The sequence below is a fragment of the Mesorhizobium sp. M0239 genome, from assembly GCF_040321815.1.
Taxonomy (GTDB): Bacteria; Pseudomonadota; Alphaproteobacteria; order Rhizobiales; family Rhizobiaceae; genus Mesorhizobium.
Window position 1 is genome coordinate 118,970 of sequence record NZ_JAMYSG010000008.1, and the last position, 15,555, is coordinate 134,524.

Here is a 15,555-nt window from a genome sequence, read left to right on the forward strand (position 1 = left end):
GCTGCAATGCGTCGTCAATGTCGCGAGAGGGGCCGATGAGGTGGGAGGCTGGAACAATGACCCGTTCCGGGCTCGTTAGGGCTGCTTCCTTCCGGACCTGACCCGGTTGGCGAGTGGATCGTCCACCACCAACCTCCCGCTTTCCATATCGGCAATTGCGCGACGAAATGCAAGTCCGCCGAAGAAATCGCAAAAATATGGAATTGGCGCACCAATGGGTGAGGGGCGCAATGATTCGCTTGCAGCCCCCTTGCCGCCGCTCTAGCCTTCATGTGTTGAGCAAACCAAGAAAAGCAAGGGAAACGCCGATGCTGCCGGGCCTGGAGGCCGGATTTACGCTGGACGCACGGCTGGAGGCGGACAGCGAACAGTTGATGTGGCTTGGGCTGTGCGAATTGCGGGTGATGAACGACCGCCGCTGGCCATGGCTGCTGCTGGTGCCGCAGCGGCCCGGCGCGGAGGAAATCCATGACATGACGCCGCTCGACCAGACGATGCTGACCTTCGAGACCAATATGGTGGCGCAGGCGCTGAAGAAGGCGACCGGCTGCACCAAGATCAACACCGGCGCGCTCGGCAACATCGTGCGCCAGTTGCACATCCATGTCATCGCGCGTTCGGAAGGCGATCCCGGCTGGCCAGGCCCTGTGTGGGGACATGGTCTGCGAGAGCCCTATCAACGTTCCGACTTGCGACGGTTTGCCGAAACGATCAAGGCGGCGCTATAAGCGTTCCCAGTGTCCATCCCTCAACATATTCCAGAGTCCCCATGAGCTTCCGCCTGTTTGACGCGCCTTTGCGCGAGCCGAGCCAGTTCGTCGGCTTCGCCGGCAACACGATCGACCGGCAGTCCGAGAACCGCGCCGACGATTCGGTCGACAAGGCGCTGGCCGACCCGGCGACGCGGCTGCTTCTGATGCATGGCGGCCGGCTCTATCTGAAGCTCGGCGCTGGCGGCGGCCTCGACCCCTGGTTCGGCGCGACCGAGAGCGAGCCCTTCAAGGTTTTCCTGGCGCAAGGCATCCTGCTCGGCTTTTCCGAACGAGGACCGGTGCTGGCCGTGCCCGCCGGCGTCGAACCCGAACAGCTTCCGGAAACAGTCAAGGCCATCGACTACCGCTCGGTCTACATGCAAGGGCTGATCGACGAGGCGGCGGCTGGCGCGATGGCGCAAGGGGCGGCCCTGCTTGCCTGGCATGCCAGCCATCGCTTCTGCAGCAAATGCGGCACCGAATCGCAGATGCGGGCCGGCGGCTACAAGCGCCATTGCCCGAATTGCGGCACCGAGCATTTTCCGCGCACCGACCCGGTGGCGATCATGCTGACGGCGACGCGGGAAAAATGCCTGCTCGGGCGCGGCCGGCATTTCGCGCCGGGCATGTACTCCGCCCTTGCCGGCTTCATCGAGCCGGGCGAGACGATCGAGGCGGCGGTGCGCCGCGAGACGCTGGAGGAAGCCGGCATCCGGCTTGGCCGCGTCGTCTACCACGCCAGCCAGCCCTGGCCGTTTCCCTATTCACTGATGATCGGCTGCTTCGGCGAACCGCTCAACGACGATATCCAGGCCGACCTCAACGAGCTTGAGGACTGCCGCTGGTTTTTTCGCGACGAGGTGCGCCTGATGCTGGAAAGGACGCACAAGGACAATCTGGTCACGCCGCCGAAAGGCGCCATTGCGCATCACCTCATCCGCGCCTGGGTCGATTCAGAATGATGGCAGCGAACACCGAAAGACATTGCAGGAGCAGAACATGATCCGTCACACCGTCGTTTTCACGCTGAAGCATCCGCCGCATTCGCTGGAGGAAAAGCGGTTCCTGGTCGACGCCAAGAAAATCCTAACCGCGATCAGAGGCGTCACGCATTTCGAGCAATTGCGGCAGATCAGCCCCAAGAATGACTATCATTTCGGCTTCTCGATGGAGTTCGCCGACCAGGCCGCCTACAACAGGTACAACGACCATCCCGACCATGTCGCCTTCGTGCGCGACCGCTGGGTGCCGGAGGTCGAGACCTTCATGGAGATCGACTATGTGCCGCTGGGCGCGGTGATCTAGTCCGCAACCTTCCACTGCTCACGCGACTCACTGGCCGGATAGACGCCGAGAATCCGCACTTCGCGTGAGAAGAAGCGGAGCTCGTCCAGCGCCAGCTTGACCAGCGGATCGTCGGGATGGCCCTCGATGTCGGCGTAGAACAGCGTCGCCGTAAACGCCCCCAACTGGTAGCTCTCCAGCTTGGTCATGTTGATGCCGTTGGTAGCGAAGCCGCCCATCGCCTTGTAGAGCGCGGCCGGCACGTTGCGGACGCGGAAGATGAAGGTCGTCATCATCTTGACGTCAGGTGACGGGCGCTCGGCCCATTGCTTGTTCTTGGTCAGGACGACAAAGCGGGTGACGTTGCTGTCGGTGTCCTCGACATTTTGCTCGATGATATCGAGCCCATAGAGGGTCGCGGCCAGCGCCGGCGACAGCGCCGCCATGGTGCGGTCCTTGACCTCGGAGACCATCTTGGCGGCACCAGCCGTGTCGCCGGCGACGATCGCCTTCCAGCCGTTCTTGCGGATGTACTTGCGGCACTGGCCAAGCGCGTGGATGTGGCTGTGCACCGTCTTGATCTCGTCGCGCCTGACGCCCGGCAGCACCATCAGCTGGAAATGGATCGGCAGGAAATATTCGCCGATGATGTGCAGCTTCGATTCCGGCAGGAGATGATGGATATCGGCGACGCGCCCGGCAATGGTGTTCTCGATCGGGATCATGGCGAGGTCGGCCTTCCCCGTCTCGACCGCGTTGAACGCATCCTCGAAGGTCGGGCACGGCAAGGGCTCCATCGATGGATAGACGTTGCGGGAGGCGGTGTCGGAATTGGCGCCCGGCTCGCCCTGGAAGGATATTCTGTTGGTCTTTTCAGGCATGCCGATATCTCAGGTTGAAAGGATCTGTCTGGCGCGTTCGAGGTCTTCCGGCGTGTCGACGCCGAGCGGCAGCGACTGGACGATCTCGGCGTCGATGCGCATGCCGGCTTCCAGCGCCCGCAACTGTTCCAGCCGCTCGCGCCGTTCGAGCGGCGACGGCTTCAGCGCGACGAAGCGCTCGAGTGCCTCGCGGCGGTAAGCGTAGAGGCCGACATGATGGTAAAGCGGCCCCTCGCCCCAAGGCGCCGTGGCACGGGTGAAATAGAGCGCCCTCAGCCTGCTGCCGAAAAGCGGCGAACCGACGATCTTGACGACATTGGGATTGGTCTTTTCCTCGTCGCGGACGATCTCGACGCCGAGCGTGGCGATGTCCACCGCCCTGTCCTCGAACGGCCTGAGCGACGCGGCGATGATCTGCGGATCGATGGTCGGCAGGTCGCCTTGCACATTGACGATGGTTTCGACCTTGCGCCCGGGGTCGAGCGCGATCAGCGCTTCGTGGATGCGGTCGGAGCCGGATTCGTGATCCGTGCGCGTCATCACGGCCTCGAAACCATGCGCGCGCACCGCTTGCGCCACGCTTTGCGTGTCGGTCGCCACCACCACCCGGCCGAGGCCGGCTTCGGCGGCACGGCGGGCGACATGGACGATCATCGGGGCGCCTGCGATGTCGGCCAGCGGCTTGCCCGGCAGGCGGGTCGAAGCCATGCGGGCCGGGATCAGGATCAGCGTGGACATTTCGGGTGCAAGGCGTCTCGAAAGAGGACAGGGAAAGTGGCAAAAGGTCTCACTGGAAGCGCCCTTATAGGTGTTGCAACGCCGCAGCAAAAGACCTAGTTTCCGCCCGATTTGACCGCCCTGGCAGGACGGGTCACGATACCGACGGACGGAGTGGACGGTTCTGTCCGCCGGAAAAGGGAGCAAGGGGCGTATGGATTCCAACGAAGTCAACAAACTGCTCGCCGGATTGCTCGGAACCGTTTTCGTGGTCTTTTCGGTCGGCATTGTGTCCGATGCGCTGTTTGCCTCGCCGGCGCCGGAAAAGCCCGGCTTCGCCATCGAGGCCGCGGAGCCCGCCGAAGGCGGCCCGGCCGCTCCTGCCGCAGCCGAAAAGCCGATCGCAGATCTTCTGGCCAATGCAAATGCCGAACAGGGCGCTGCCATCTTCAAGAAGTGCCAAGCCTGCCATTCCGGCGAAAAGGGCGGTCCTAACAAGGTCGGCCCCGATCTGTGGGATATCGTCGACCGTCCGGTCGCCTCTCACGAGGGCTTCGCCTATTCGGCGGGCATGAAGGAATATTCCAAGGGCGGCACAGAGAAGTGGACCTACGATAACCTCAACCACTTCATCACGTCGCCCAAGAAGGACGTTAAAGGCACGGCGATGGGCTTTGCCGGCCTGCCGAAGGAAGAAGACCGCGCCAACGTCATCGCCTATCTGCGCACGCTGTCCGACAATCCCAAGCCGCTGCCGGCACCGGGTGCCGCCGCCGATGCAGGCGCGCCCGCCAAGCCTGCCGATGCAGCCGCTCCGGCAAAGCCGGCTGATGGTGCCGCGCCCGCGAAACCTGCCGCCCCGGCTCCGGCCGCACCCGCACCGGCGCCTGCCCAATAACCAGATATCATCTCGACGACCTTGAAAAAGCCGGGTTCAGCCCGGCTTTTTTGTTGGGAAAACCGCATAGGTGGCGACAAAGCCGCGCATGGCGGTTTTCACGGGCGCCAAATCATCTAGATTGCCGGAACGGGCATTGCGAAGAGGATAGTGCATGACGGTTGGCCGAACGCTTCTCAAATCGTTGCTGGCGGCAGCCCTTCTGGCGGCGGGATTGCAGGCTGCCCGCGCCGACGAATGGCGCACCACCTCATCGCTGATCGGTGAGTCCAAATACGGCGCCAATTTCCAGCACTACGACTACGTCAACCCCGACGCGCCCAAGGGCGGCACGCTGAACTCGGTGGTGCCAGGTACATTCGACAGCTTCAATCCCTACGTCGTCCAGGGGTCGCCGGCTGCCGGCCTCGTCGGGTTCGGTGGCGGTCTGCTCTACGACACTCTGATGGAGCAGGCGACCGATGAAGGCAGCACCAGCCATCCGCTGATCGCCGATGCTTACAAATATCCGGCCGACTATTCCTCCGCGACCTATCGCCTCGATCCGCGCGCCAAATGGCATGACGGCCAGCCGATCACCGTCGATGACGTGATCTGGTCGTTCCAGGTGCTCAAGGCCAACAGCCCGCAATACAGCCGCTATTTCGAGAATGTCATCGATGCGGTGGCGATTTCGGATCGCGAGGTGGAGTTCCATTTCAACCAGAAGGGCAATCGCGAACTGCCCAAGATAATCGGCGACCTCGCCGTACTGCCGAAACATTGGTGGGAAGGCACCGATGCCAACGGCAAGAAACGCGACGTGACCAAGCCGACCCTGGAAATCCCGCTCGGTTCGGCGGCCTACAAGATCGCCAGCTTCAAGCCGGGCTCGGAGATCATCTGGCAGCGTGTGCCGGATTACTGGGCGGCCAAGCTGCCGGTGAAGATCGGCCGCGAGAACTTCGACACGCGGCGCTACACCTATATCCTCGACGACAACGCCGCCTGGCTCGCCTTCACCAAGGGCGGGCTGGAAGACATCAACCGCGAATACAGTTCGCGCAAATGGGCGACGGCTTACAATTTCCCGGCATTCCAAGCCGGCGATGTCATCAAGAAGGATTTCCAGACCCAGGCGCCGGAACCGATGCAGGGCTTCGTCCTCAACCAGCGGCGCCCGCTGTTCCAGGACCGGCTGGTGCGCGAGGCGCTGACCATCCCATTCGATTTCGAGAGCATGAACCGCACGCTGTTCTTCGGCTTCAACACCCGAACGTCGAGCTATTTCCAGGGCACCGAACTGGCGTCGAGCGGATTGCCGCAAGGCAAGGAACTGGAGATCCTGGAAAAATACCGCGACAAGCTGCCGCCCGAACTTTTCACCCAGGAGTTCAAGCTGCCGGTCTACGATTCGCCGCAGGCGGAACGGAAGTACCTGAAACAGGCGGTCGATCTCTTCGCCAAGGCGGGCTGGGTGATCAAGGCCGGCAAGATGGTCAATGCAAAGACCGGCGCGCCGTTCAAGTTCGAAATCCTCGGCTGGAACGACACAGACCAGGTGATCGCCAGCCCCTACATCGCCAATCTGCGCAAGATCGGTGTCGACGCCACTTTGCGCATCATCGACCAGACGCAGTACATCAACCGCGTCAATAATTTCGATTTCGATGTCGTGACCGGGATTCTGCAGCAGTCGGATTCGCCGGGCAACGAGCAGCGCGACTTCTGGAGCTCTAGAGCTGCCGATTCGCCCGGTTCGCGCAATCTGATGGGCATCAAGGACCCGACCGTCGACGCGCTGGTCGATCGCATTATCTTCGCGACCGATCGAGACGATCTCGTCGCCGCCACACATGCGCTCGACCGCATCCTGCTGTGGAACTTCTATGTCTTGCCGCAATATTACCGGTCGGCGGTGTGGCTGGCCTATTGGGACAAGTTCAAATTCCCCGACAAGCAGCCTGCCTATATCGGAGCCGACATCGATTCCTGGTGGATCGACCCGGACAAGGAGAAGGCGCTGGCGGCCAAATACAAGGGTGGCAATTGATGGCGGCCCTTGCCCGCCGCGACTTTCTCGCCCTGTGCAGTGCCGCGGCAGCCGCCGCCTTGCTGCCCGGCAAGGCCTTCGCCGACACTGCGACCGGCACCAAGCTGCACGGCCTGTCGGCCTTCGGCGACCTCAAATACAAGCCCAATTTCGCGCATTTCGACTACGTCAATCCGGACGCCCCAAAGGGCGGCCAGATGAATTTCGCGCCGCCGAACTCGACCCTCAATCAGAGCTTCCTGACTTTCAACACGCTGAATTCACTGGTGTTGAAGGGGGAGGCGCCGCCGCGTACCGAACTCTGTTTCGATTCCCTGATGACAAGCGCGCTCGATGAGCCGGATGCGGTCTATGGCCTGCTTGCAGAAACCGTTTCCCTGTCGCCGGACCGCAACGGCTTCCGCTTCGTGCTGCGACCGCAAGCGCGTTTCCACGACGGCTCGCCGCTGACCGCGCAGGACGTTGTCTTTTCGCTGAAGCTCTATCAAGACAAAGGCCATCCGAACCTTTCCCAAGCGTTGCGGTACATGACCGACGCGGTTGCGGTCGATCCCGCTACCGTCGATCTAACCCTCAACGGCAAGCAGTCGGCGCAAAACATCCTGGCGATCGTGGGGATGCCGATCGTCTCCAAGGCCTTTTATACGGCCAATGATTTCGATGCTTCGACCATGACACCGCCGCTTGGCTCGGGTCCCTACAAGATTGGACGCGTGGCGGCCGGACAGACGGTCGAATATGACCGCGTGGCCGACTATTGGGGCCGCGATCTGCCAGTGAACCGCGGCCTCTACAATTTCGACCGCATCCGCATCGACTTCTATCTTGACCGGCAAGCGGCATTCGAGGCCTTCAAGAAAGGCGACACGCATTTTCGCGAGGAATTCACCTCACGGGTATGGGCTACCGGCTACGACTTTCCGGCGCTGAAGGACGGCAAGGTCGTCAAACGGGAATTTCCCGGCGAGAAGACGCCGGACATGCAGGCTGTCGCGCTGAACCAGCGTCGTCCGCAATTCCGCGATGAGCGGGTGCGGCGGGCGATCGCCAGGTGCTTCGATTTCGAATGGATGAAGCGGGCGCTGTTTTACGGCTCCTACGAGCGCTCTCAATCGAATTTCGAACGGTCGGACTACAAGGCCGAAGGCCTGCCCTCGCCTGAGGAATTGGCCCTGCTGGAGCCGTTCCGGGCCGAGTTGCCGCCAGAGGTTTTCGGTGAAGCGGTAACACAGCCCCTGTCCGACGGTTCGGGCCATGACCGCAAGCTGCTGGGCGAGGCTTCGAGATTGCTTGCGCAAGCCGGCTGGAAGCGCGATGGCAGTTTCGTCGTCAACGACAAGGGTGAGCGGCTGCGGGTCGAAATGCTGGCGGAGGACGACGGCATCGTTCGCATCTACACCCCTTGGTCCGAGAATATGAAGGCGATCGGGATCGACGCATCGATCCGGCAAATCGATTCGGCGCAGTATGAGCAGCGGCACAGCAATTACGACTTCGATCTCGCCTTGCTGCATTGGTCAATCGGGGCGACGCCGACCGACGACAGCCTGCAGATGCTCTATGATTCCCGGATGGCGAAAATCCCGGGGCAGCGCAACTATCCGGGCACCGAAAGCAAGGCCATCGACGCCCTGATCGCGGCAGCCGGCAAGGCGAAAGACCGTATAGAACTCGTCACGGCGCTCAGAGCGCTCGACCGGGTCTTGCGCGCGCGGCTCGACTGGATTCCAACATACTATCTGGCGAATCACCGCGTCGCCTATTGGGACATGTTCGGCTTTGTCGAACAGAAGCCCGATTTCGGCTTTCCGGTCGAGACGCTGTGGTGGTTCGATAAGGGCAAGGCGGCAAGAATTGGCAAAGGCTGAGATGTTCGCTCAACGAGGGCAGAAGGCCTGATGGGCGCCTATATCCTGCGCCGCATCCTTTTGATGATCCCGACGCTGTTCGGCATCATGGCGATATCCTTCGCCGTCATCCAGTTCGCCCCCGGCGGTCCGGTCGAACAGGTCATCGCCCGGCTGACCAATCAGGGCGGCAGCGACCGCCTCGGCGGCGGTGGTGGCGACGCGGGCGCTGGCGGCAATTTCGATGCCGCCGGTGACGTCAGTTCCAAATATCGCGGTGCGCAGGGACTCGATCCGGAATTCATCAAGAAGCTGGAGAAGCAGTTCGGCTTCGACAAGCCGCCGCTCGAGCGCTTCGGCATGATGCTTTGGAATTACGCCCGCTTTGATTTCGGCGACAGCTATTTCCGCGACATTTCGGTGCTCGACCTGATCCTGGAGAAAATGCCGGTGTCGATCTCGATCGGGCTGTGGATCACGCTGTTGTCCTACCTGATCTCGATCCCGCTCGGCATCCGCAAGGCGGTCAAGGACGGCACTCCCTTCGACGTCTGGACCAGCGGCGTCGTCATTGTCGGCTATGCCATTCCGGGCTTCCTGTTCGGCATCATGCTGATGGTGCTGTTTGCCGGCGGGTCTTTCTGGGACTGGTTTCCGTTGCGCGGCCTCACCTCGGACAATTGGGATCAATTGTCCTGGTGGGGAAAGATCGTCGACTATTTCTGGCACATGACCTTGCCGCTGACCGCGCTGGTGCTGTCGGCCTTCGCCACCACGACGCTGTTGACCAAGAACTCCTTCCTCGAAGAAATCCGCAAGCAGTATGTGGTGACGGCGCGGGCCAAGGGCCTGTCGGAACGGCAGGTGCTCTACGGCCACGTGTTCCGCAATGCCATGCTGATCGTCATCGCCGGCTTTCCCGGTGCCTTCATCTCGGCCTTCTTCACCGGCTCGCTGCTGATCGAGAACATCTTCTCCCTCGACGGCCTCGGCCTGCTCGGCTTCCGGTCGGTGGTCGAGCGCGACTATCCCGTGGTGTTCGCCAATCTTTACATCTTCTCGCTGCTGGGGCTGTTCGTCGGTCTCTTGTCCGACCTGCTCTACACCTGGGTCGATCCGCGCATCGATTTCGAGCGGAGAGACGTCTGATGTCGGAGGCTACAGTCCCCGTGGACGCGGCACCCGCGCGGATAAAGCGGCCGTTTCTGTCGCCGCTCAACAAGCGGCGCCTGCAGAACTTCAAAGCCAACCGCCGCGGCTACTGGTCGCTGTGGATCTTCCTCTTCCTGTTCGTGCTGTCGCTGTTTTCCGAGTTCATCGCCAACGACAAGCCGATCATCGCCTCCTACAAGGGCGAGATCCTGTTTCCGGTGCTGGTCGCCTACCCCGAGGAAAAATTCGGCGGTTTCTATGCCGTCACCGATTATCGCGACCCGGTCATCCAGGACGAGATCAACGCCAATGGCTGGATGATCTGGCCACCGGTGCGCTACTCCTATCAGACCGTCAACAACGCCATTCCGGAAGCAGCGCCGGCCAAGCCGTCGTGGCAGTATGACGCCACGAAGCGCTGCAACCAGTATCCGCAGGGTGCCGCCGACCCGGCCTGCATGGTCGGCAACTGGAATTGGCTCGGCACCGACGACCAGGCGCGCGACGTGCTGGCGCGCGTCATCTACGGTTTCCGCATTTCGGTGCTGTTCGGCCTGATCCTGACCGCCGGCTCGGCCTTGATCGGCGTCGCGGCCGGCGCCGTGCAAGGCTATTTCGGCGGCTGGACGGATCTCTTGTTCCAGCGTTTCATCGAAATCTGGTCCGCCATCCCGGTGCTCTATCTCCTGCTCATCGTCGCCGCCATCCTGCCGCCGGGCTTCTTCATCCTGCTCGGCCTGATGCTGCTGTTCTCCTGGGTGGCGCTGGTCGGCGTGGTGCGGGCCGAGTTCCTGCGCGCCCGCAATTTCGAATATGTCAACGCGGCCCGGGCACTCGGCGTGCCCAACCGCACCATCATGTTCCGGCACCTGCTGCCCAACGCCATGGTGGCGACATTGACCTTCATGCCCTTCCTGCTCTCAGGCTCGATCTCGACGCTGACCTCACTCGACTACCTCGGCTTTGGCCTGCCGCCCGGCTCCGCCTCGCTCGGCGAACTGCTCAAGCAGGCGCAGCGGAACCTCAATGCGCCGTGGCTCGGCATCTCCGGCTTCGTCGTCATCTCGCTGATGCTGTCGCTGCTGGTCTTCGTCGGCGAGGCGACGCGCGATGCCTTCGATCCGCGCAAGACCTTCAGATGAGCGAAGCCCCCTTGCTCAGCGTACAGGACCTCAGCGTCGCCTTCAGCCAGGGCGGTAGCCAGTCGACGGCCGTCGACCACATCTCGTTCGACATCGCCAAGGGCGAGACGGTGGCGCTGGTCGGCGAATCCGGCTCCGGCAAATCGGTCTCGGCGCTTTCGGTGCTGAAGCTGCTGCCCTATCCAAGCGCCAGCCACCCCTCGGGAAAGATCCTGTTCCAGGGCGCCGACCTGCTGGCGATGAGCGAGAAGCAGTTGCGGCAGGTGCGCGGCAACAAGATCACCATGATCTTTCAGGAGCCGATGACCTCGCTCAATCCGCTGCACACGATCGAGCAGCAGATCGTCGAGATCCTGAAGCTGCATCAGGGCATGGCCGACCGCCCGGCCAAGGAACGCACACTGGCCTTGCTCAACGAGGTCGGCATCCGCGATCCGCACAAGCGCCTCGATGCCTATCCACACCAGTTGTCCGGCGGCCAGCGTCAGCGCGTGATGATCGCCATGGCGCTGGCCAACGAGCCCGAACTTCTGATCGCCGACGAGCCGACGACGGCACTCGACGTCACCGTGCAGGCGCAGATCCTCGAACTGCTGGCCGGCTTGAAGAGCCGCAAGGGCATGTCGATGCTGTTCATCACCCATGATCTCGGCATCGTGCGCAAGATTGCCGACCGCGTCTGCGTGATGACCAAGGGCAAGATCGTCGAGACCGGGCCGACCAAGGAGATCTTCGCCAATCCGCAGCATGCCTATACGCGGCATCTGCTGGCGGCCGAGCCGAAGGGCAAGCCGCCGGCCGCCAATGCCGGTGCCAAGCCTGTCATGACCGGCAAGGACATAAAGGTCTGGTTCCCGATCAAGCAGGGCTTCTTCCGCCGCACTGTCGACAATGTGAAGGCGGTCGACGGCATCGATGTCACCGTGCGCGCCGGCCAGACGCTTGGCGTGGTCGGCGAATCCGGCTCCGGCAAGACGACGCTCGGCCTGGCGCTGGCACGCATGATCTCGTCGACCGGGACCATCCAGTTCAACGGCCGCGATATCAACCAGCTGACCTTCAACGCCATGCGGCCGCTCAGGCGCGAATTGCAGATCGTCTTCCAGGATCCGTTCGGCTCGCTCAGCCCGCGCATGTCGATCGCAGAGATCATCGAAGAAGGCCTCAAGATCCACGAGCCGAAGCTGTCGCCCGACGAGCGCGACGACAAGGTGGCCGCCGTGCTGAAGGAGGTCGGGCTAGACCCTGCGACACGCAACCGCTATCCGCACGAGTTTTCCGGCGGCCAGCGCCAGCGCGTCGCCATCGCACGCGCCATGGTGCTCAACCCGCGCTTCGTCATGCTGGACGAGCCGACATCGGCACTCGACATGAGCGTGCAGGCGCAGGTCGTCGACCTGCTGCGCAGCCTGCAGGCCAAGCACGATCTCGCCTATCTCTTCATCAGCCATGATTTGAAAGTCATCCGCGCGCTCGCCAACGACGTCATCGTCATGCGCAATGGCAGGATCGTCGAAGCTGGTCCTTCCCAGCAGATTTTTGAAAATCCGCAAACCGACTATACTCGGGCGCTGATCTCGGCCGCCTTCAAGATCGAGACGGCACCGGTCGGCATCGTCAGCGAGTGATTTGCGTAGAGAGGGACTAAAAGACCGCAATGGAAAAAGGCCGTATCCTGCTTGCCGTCACCGGCTTTCATCCGCAGCGCTGGCGCGAGCTCCTGTCGGCCGAGCGCGAGGTGGTGCTGGAGCCCGGCGGCGCCAGCGACCCCTCGATCACCTATGCCGTGGTGTGGAAGCAGAAGCCGAACCTGTTGTCGTCGCTGCCCAATCTGCGCGCCATCTTTTCGATCGGCGCCGGCGTCGATCATATCTTCGCCGATCCCGGCCTGCCCGATGTGCCGATCGTCAAGGTCGTCGCCGACAACCTCACCCAGTACATGACCGAATATGTCGTCTGGCGGGTGCTCGACCATCACCGCCAGGGCCTGCTCTACAGGTCTCAGCAGCCGAAGAAGATCTGGCACGAGCCACAGCAGAGGCCGGCCGGTGACATTTCGGTCGGCATCATGGGCCTCGGCAGTCTCGGCCGCGCCGCGGCCTCGGTGCTTTTGTCGCTCGGCTTTGCCGTCAATGGCTGGTCGCGCACCGACAAGGCCATGGAAGGCGTCGCGACCTATTCCGGCGAGGCTGGACTGATCCCCTTCCTCAAGGCGACCGACATCCTGGTGGTGCTTTTGCCACTGACGCCGGAGACCAAGGGCATTATCAACTACGGCGTGCTGAAGGAGCTGCGGAAACGCAACGGCCTCGGCGGCTCGGTGCTGATCAATGCCGGGCGCGGCCGGCTGCAGAAGGACGCCGACATTTTACGGGCACTGGATGACGGCACGCTGAAGGAGGCAAGCCTCGACGTGTTCGAGGTCGAACCGTTGCCGAAGACCAGTCCGCTGTGGGGGCATCCAAAAGTGTTCGTGACGCCGCACGCGGCAGCGACCTCCGACCCGGTGCATCTGGCGCCGATCATGCTGCGCCAGATGGACGCCTTCGAACGCGGTGAAAAGCTCGACAATCTGGTGGACCGCAAGGCGGGATACTAGCCAGGACAGCCTCATCGGGCCAGGTCCCACTCCCGGAAGCATTTCTTGATTGCCCGCAGTGACGACAACTGGACCTTTGGCAGATCGAGTTGTTCGAACATTGCCCGGTACCGGTTGCGATTTTTCGGTGTGGCCACGGTGATATGGTGGATCATATCCCATTTGATGCTGTCGTGCCCGCCCTCCAAGGCACCGCGCCGTTCAATCTCAAACAGCGTTCGCCTAATATAGCGCAGCAGGCTTGTCGGCGTCGATATATCCAACAAGATCAATCCCGTCGCTCGCAGAAAGCGTTGGGGCATGCAAACCGAATAATTTCCATCCATCACCCAACGCTCGCCGGCGATAGCGGCGTCATGCAAGGCAATGAATTCGTCCCTTGGGCGCGCTTCCCAATCCGTGTTCGGGAGATGGAAGAGTTGATCTAGATGGATAGTCGCCAGATCACGTTTGCGGGCAATCGCGTTGGCGAGGGTCGACTTGCCACTGTTGGACGGCCCCAAGATACATATCCGGTCCCCGAGCTCCGAGAGATGCATCCGATCCTGCCCTGGTTTGTTGCCTGCGCTTCTCAACCCGTGGCGGCCTCGGATCTTTAGCCAGGCAGGGCGAGTTTCTTCTGCTTGTCCGGCTGGCCGCATTCGCGGCGATCGATCGACCGGTTCATGGCATCGATCTCGCCGCTCGCCTTGTCGGTATCGCGTTTGGCCTTGGAGCGCATGTCAGGCGTGAACGGGCCGAAGCCCATCGCCGGGTTGGAGAAGGTCGGCTTGGCCTTCGTCGGAAGGTTGTATTGCTGCGCCAAGCCGTTGCGCTGCGCCAGCAACTGGTCGCAGGGCACGTTGTCATATTGCAGGGAGGACTGGACGTTCGCATCCTGCTGTTCCGACATCGAAGTGCCGCCGACACAGCCGGCGGTCAGCAAGCAAGATGCCAAGATCATCATGTTCCAGCGCATCGGCTATGCTCCTCCTGATATCCCACCCTGATGCGAGCAGATCGCAAATATCAGTCGCGCATGCAAATCGGACTTTTTCACAGCAAGAATGTTTGCGAGGCGGCGCCGGACCCCTTCGCCGGCAGCTTGCCTGCCACAACAGGGCTGCGAGCTCGGGGCAACGGGTTCCTTCGGAGCCTTGGCCGGCGCGTGGCTGACGGAGCATCAAACGAAAAACCCGCCTGTGCGGCGAGTCACTGGCACAAATCAGCACCATGGGCAAAAATGTACCATAGCTGAGGGCATGGTGTCAAGAAAAAATTCCTATCGGGCTGCCCGGCAAAAAGCTGCGGACACCGCGGAACTGGCTGTCGTCAGGTCTTTGCTAGGCTGAGTTCGGAGCCCCGGCCACAACGACCAGCCCGTTGACGTGTTCCCCGCGATCCTGCCGGATCACGGTTGGTTCCAGTGACAAGACCGAAAGCCCGTTGGCGGCCAGGACCTCGCGCACATAGTGTTGCGCATGCGCATAGCGGCGCGACGGCAACAGCACGAAATCGCCATCGCCAGCCAGCGTCTCCACGGAAAATGCGAACAGGCCATCCGTGGCCAGCAGCCCGGCAATCGTCTTCACCACGCCGTCCAGCGCGCCGACATAGATGAAAACATCGGCCACCGTCACCAGATCGGCTTTCGGACCGGCATAGGGAAAATCCCGCAGATCGGCCTTATCAAGGAAATCGTAGACGCCCTTGGCCCGAGCCTTTCTCAGCATCCTGGCCGAAATGTCATAACCCTCCAGCCGGTCGGCGATCGGACGCAGCCTCTGTCCCGTCAGGCCGGTGCCGCAGCCAAGATCGAGCGCCAGCGCGAAGCGGCCTGGCCTTGCCGCTCGAATGGCCTGGTCGAGCATCTCAGGCAGCCGGTATCCCAACCTGCCGACCAGGGACTCGTCGAAGCTCTCGGCATAATGGTCGAACAGTGTCTCGACGAAGGCGCTGGGGAGCGCGTCGAGCGCCGGCGCCTTGCCCATCAATTGCAAGTTGAGTGCAGCGCCTTGACGATCCGATGGATCGAGTTGCAACGACATCGTCCAGGCCTGTGCAGCCAGATCCGCCGCGCCCGCCGCCTGCTGCATCTCGCCGAGGCGAAACCAGCCCATCGCCCATTGCGGCGTCATTTCCAGCGCACCGAGCAGCAATTCCGCCGCTGCCGCATGATCGCCATCCGCGTGAAGCATCTCGGCATAATCGGCACGGCGATCGGCGTTCAAGTCGCCAGACGAGGCCTGAAGCGGTTTCATGGCGATGGGTC

General features: G+C 62.2%; 15 protein-coding genes and 1 other RNA gene. 10 read left to right on the top strand and 6 right to left on the bottom strand.

Annotation, left to right across the window (positions count from 1 at the left end; genetic code table 11):
• Window positions 1-40: 40 nt before the first annotated feature.
• Window positions 41-137: signal recognition particle sRNA small type (gene ffs / locus NKI99_RS10420), an RNA gene on the bottom strand.
• Window positions 138-308: 171 nt separating this feature from the next.
• Here ffs and NKI99_RS10425 point away from each other — a divergent pair.
• The 3 genes from NKI99_RS10425 to NKI99_RS10435 are packed head-to-tail and all read left to right on the top strand — an operon-like array spanning window position 309 to window position 2,057.
• Window positions 309-728 carry an HIT domain-containing protein gene (locus tag NKI99_RS10425; protein WP_127293986.1) on the top strand — a complete coding sequence of 140 codons (420 nt, stop codon included), beginning with the start codon at window positions 309-311 and terminating at the stop codon, window positions 726-728.
• A 41-nt stretch (window positions 729-769) separates the two neighbouring features.
• Window positions 770-1,714 carry an NAD(+) diphosphatase gene (gene nudC, locus NKI99_RS10430; RefSeq protein WP_352610765.1) on the top strand — a complete coding sequence of 315 codons (945 nt, stop codon included), beginning with the start codon at window positions 770-772 and terminating at the stop codon, window positions 1,712-1,714.
• A gap of 37 nt (window positions 1,715-1,751) precedes the next feature.
• Complete coding sequence (locus NKI99_RS10435; protein WP_352610766.1) at window positions 1,752-2,057, top strand: Dabb family protein; 306 nt, start codon at window positions 1,752-1,754, stop codon at window positions 2,055-2,057.
• Here the strand turns inward: NKI99_RS10435 and NKI99_RS10440 are convergent.
• Together NKI99_RS10440 and NKI99_RS10445 are read right to left on the bottom strand one after the other, a co-directional pair.
• Window positions 2,054-2,917: a prephenate dehydratase gene (locus NKI99_RS10440; protein WP_127293982.1), complete on the bottom strand. Its 864-nt coding sequence runs from the start codon at window positions 2,915-2,917 to the stop codon at window positions 2,054-2,056. The genes NKI99_RS10435 and NKI99_RS10440 overlap by 4 nt on opposite strands.
• Before the next feature lie 9 nt (window positions 2,918-2,926).
• Window positions 2,927-3,655: a 3-deoxy-manno-octulosonate cytidylyltransferase gene (locus NKI99_RS10445; RefSeq protein WP_352610767.1), complete on the bottom strand. Its 729-nt coding sequence runs from the start codon at window positions 3,653-3,655 to the stop codon at window positions 2,927-2,929.
• A 193-nt stretch (window positions 3,656-3,848) separates the two neighbouring features.
• Here NKI99_RS10445 and NKI99_RS10450 point away from each other — a divergent pair, with 193 nt between their 5' ends.
• From NKI99_RS10450 to NKI99_RS10480, 7 genes are all read left to right on the top strand, one after another.
• Window positions 3,849-4,532 (top strand): c-type cytochrome, encoded by a 684-nt coding sequence (locus NKI99_RS10450; protein ID WP_352610768.1) that lies wholly within the window; start codon window positions 3,849-3,851, stop codon window positions 4,530-4,532.
• A gap of 154 nt (window positions 4,533-4,686) precedes the next feature.
• Complete coding sequence (locus NKI99_RS10455) at window positions 4,687-6,564, top strand: extracellular solute-binding protein (RefSeq protein WP_352610769.1); 1,878 nt, start codon at window positions 4,687-4,689, stop codon at window positions 6,562-6,564.
• On the top strand, window positions 6,564-8,432 hold the full coding sequence (locus tag NKI99_RS10460; RefSeq protein ID WP_352610770.1) for an extracellular solute-binding protein: 1,869 nt from the start codon (window positions 6,564-6,566) through the stop codon (window positions 8,430-8,432). The genes NKI99_RS10455 and NKI99_RS10460 overlap by 1 nt, the downstream gene beginning before the upstream one ends.
• A 30-nt stretch (window positions 8,433-8,462) precedes the next feature.
• Window positions 8,463-9,560, top strand: coding sequence for a microcin C ABC transporter permease YejB (locus NKI99_RS10465; RefSeq protein WP_013527941.1), 1,098 nt, complete (start codon window positions 8,463-8,465; stop codon window positions 9,558-9,560).
• A complete protein-coding gene (locus NKI99_RS10470) occupies window positions 9,560-10,705 on the top strand; it encodes an ABC transporter permease (RefSeq protein WP_352610771.1) in 1,146 nt (381 codons plus the stop codon). Before NKI99_RS10465 ends, NKI99_RS10470 begins: the two co-directional genes overlap by 1 nt.
• Window positions 10,702-12,333, top strand: coding sequence for an ABC transporter ATP-binding protein (locus NKI99_RS10475; RefSeq protein WP_352610772.1), 1,632 nt, complete (start codon window positions 10,702-10,704; stop codon window positions 12,331-12,333). The genes NKI99_RS10470 and NKI99_RS10475 overlap by 4 nt, the downstream gene beginning before the upstream one ends.
• Window positions 12,334-12,362: 29 nt before the next feature.
• Window positions 12,363-13,304, top strand: coding sequence for a 2-hydroxyacid dehydrogenase (locus tag NKI99_RS10480; protein WP_352556146.1), 942 nt, complete (start codon window positions 12,363-12,365; stop codon window positions 13,302-13,304).
• An 11-nt stretch (window positions 13,305-13,315) separates the two neighbouring features.
• On the opposite strand, the gene NKI99_RS10485 is transcribed toward NKI99_RS10480, so the two are convergent.
• The 3 genes from NKI99_RS10485 to NKI99_RS10495 form a co-directional block, all read right to left on the bottom strand.
• Window positions 13,316-13,843 (bottom strand): P-loop NTPase family protein, encoded by a 528-nt coding sequence (locus NKI99_RS10485; protein WP_352610773.1) that lies wholly within the window; start codon window positions 13,841-13,843, stop codon window positions 13,316-13,318.
• Window positions 13,844-13,899: 56 nt separating this feature from the next.
• Window positions 13,900-14,262, bottom strand: coding sequence for a hypothetical protein (locus tag NKI99_RS10490; protein ID WP_023811449.1), 363 nt, complete (start codon window positions 14,260-14,262; stop codon window positions 13,900-13,902).
• Window positions 14,263-14,626: 364 nt separating this feature from the next.
• Complete coding sequence (locus NKI99_RS10495; RefSeq protein ID WP_352610774.1) at window positions 14,627-15,544, bottom strand: class I SAM-dependent DNA methyltransferase; 918 nt, start codon at window positions 15,542-15,544, stop codon at window positions 14,627-14,629.
• Window positions 15,545-15,555 lie beyond the last annotated feature (11 nt).

Coding starts and splice junctions, on each gene's coding strand:
- NKI99_RS10425 (WP_127293986.1), top strand. CDS start 309: ATGCTGCCGGGCCTGGAGGCCGGATTTACGCTGGACGCACGGCTGGAG.
- NKI99_RS10475 (WP_352610772.1), top strand. CDS start 10,702: ATGAGCGAAGCCCCCTTGCTCAGCGTACAGGACCTCAGCGTCGCCTTC.
- NKI99_RS10435 (WP_352610766.1), top strand. CDS start 1,752: ATGATCCGTCACACCGTCGTTTTCACGCTGAAGCATCCGCCGCATTCG.
- NKI99_RS10450 (WP_352610768.1), top strand. CDS start 3,849: ATGGATTCCAACGAAGTCAACAAACTGCTCGCCGGATTGCTCGGAACC.
- NKI99_RS10495 (WP_352610774.1), bottom strand. CDS start 15,544: ATGAAACCGCTTCAGGCCTCGTCTGGCGACTTGAACGCCGATCGCCGT.
- NKI99_RS10480 (WP_352556146.1), top strand. CDS start 12,363: ATGGAAAAAGGCCGTATCCTGCTTGCCGTCACCGGCTTTCATCCGCAG.
- NKI99_RS10445 (WP_352610767.1), bottom strand. CDS start 3,655: ATGTCCACGCTGATCCTGATCCCGGCCCGCATGGCTTCGACCCGCCTG.
- NKI99_RS10470 (WP_352610771.1), top strand. CDS start 9,560: ATGTCGGAGGCTACAGTCCCCGTGGACGCGGCACCCGCGCGGATAAAG.
- NKI99_RS10460 (WP_352610770.1), top strand. CDS start 6,564: ATGGCGGCCCTTGCCCGCCGCGACTTTCTCGCCCTGTGCAGTGCCGCG.
- NKI99_RS10440 (WP_127293982.1), bottom strand. CDS start 2,917: ATGCCTGAAAAGACCAACAGAATATCCTTCCAGGGCGAGCCGGGCGCC.
- NKI99_RS10455 (WP_352610769.1), top strand. CDS start 4,687: ATGACGGTTGGCCGAACGCTTCTCAAATCGTTGCTGGCGGCAGCCCTT.
- nudC (WP_352610765.1), top strand. CDS start 770: ATGAGCTTCCGCCTGTTTGACGCGCCTTTGCGCGAGCCGAGCCAGTTC.
- NKI99_RS10485 (WP_352610773.1), bottom strand. CDS start 13,843: ATGCATCTCTCGGAGCTCGGGGACCGGATATGTATCTTGGGGCCGTCC.
- NKI99_RS10490 (WP_023811449.1), bottom strand. CDS start 14,262: ATGCGCTGGAACATGATGATCTTGGCATCTTGCTTGCTGACCGCCGGC.
- NKI99_RS10465 (WP_013527941.1), top strand. CDS start 8,463: ATGGGCGCCTATATCCTGCGCCGCATCCTTTTGATGATCCCGACGCTG.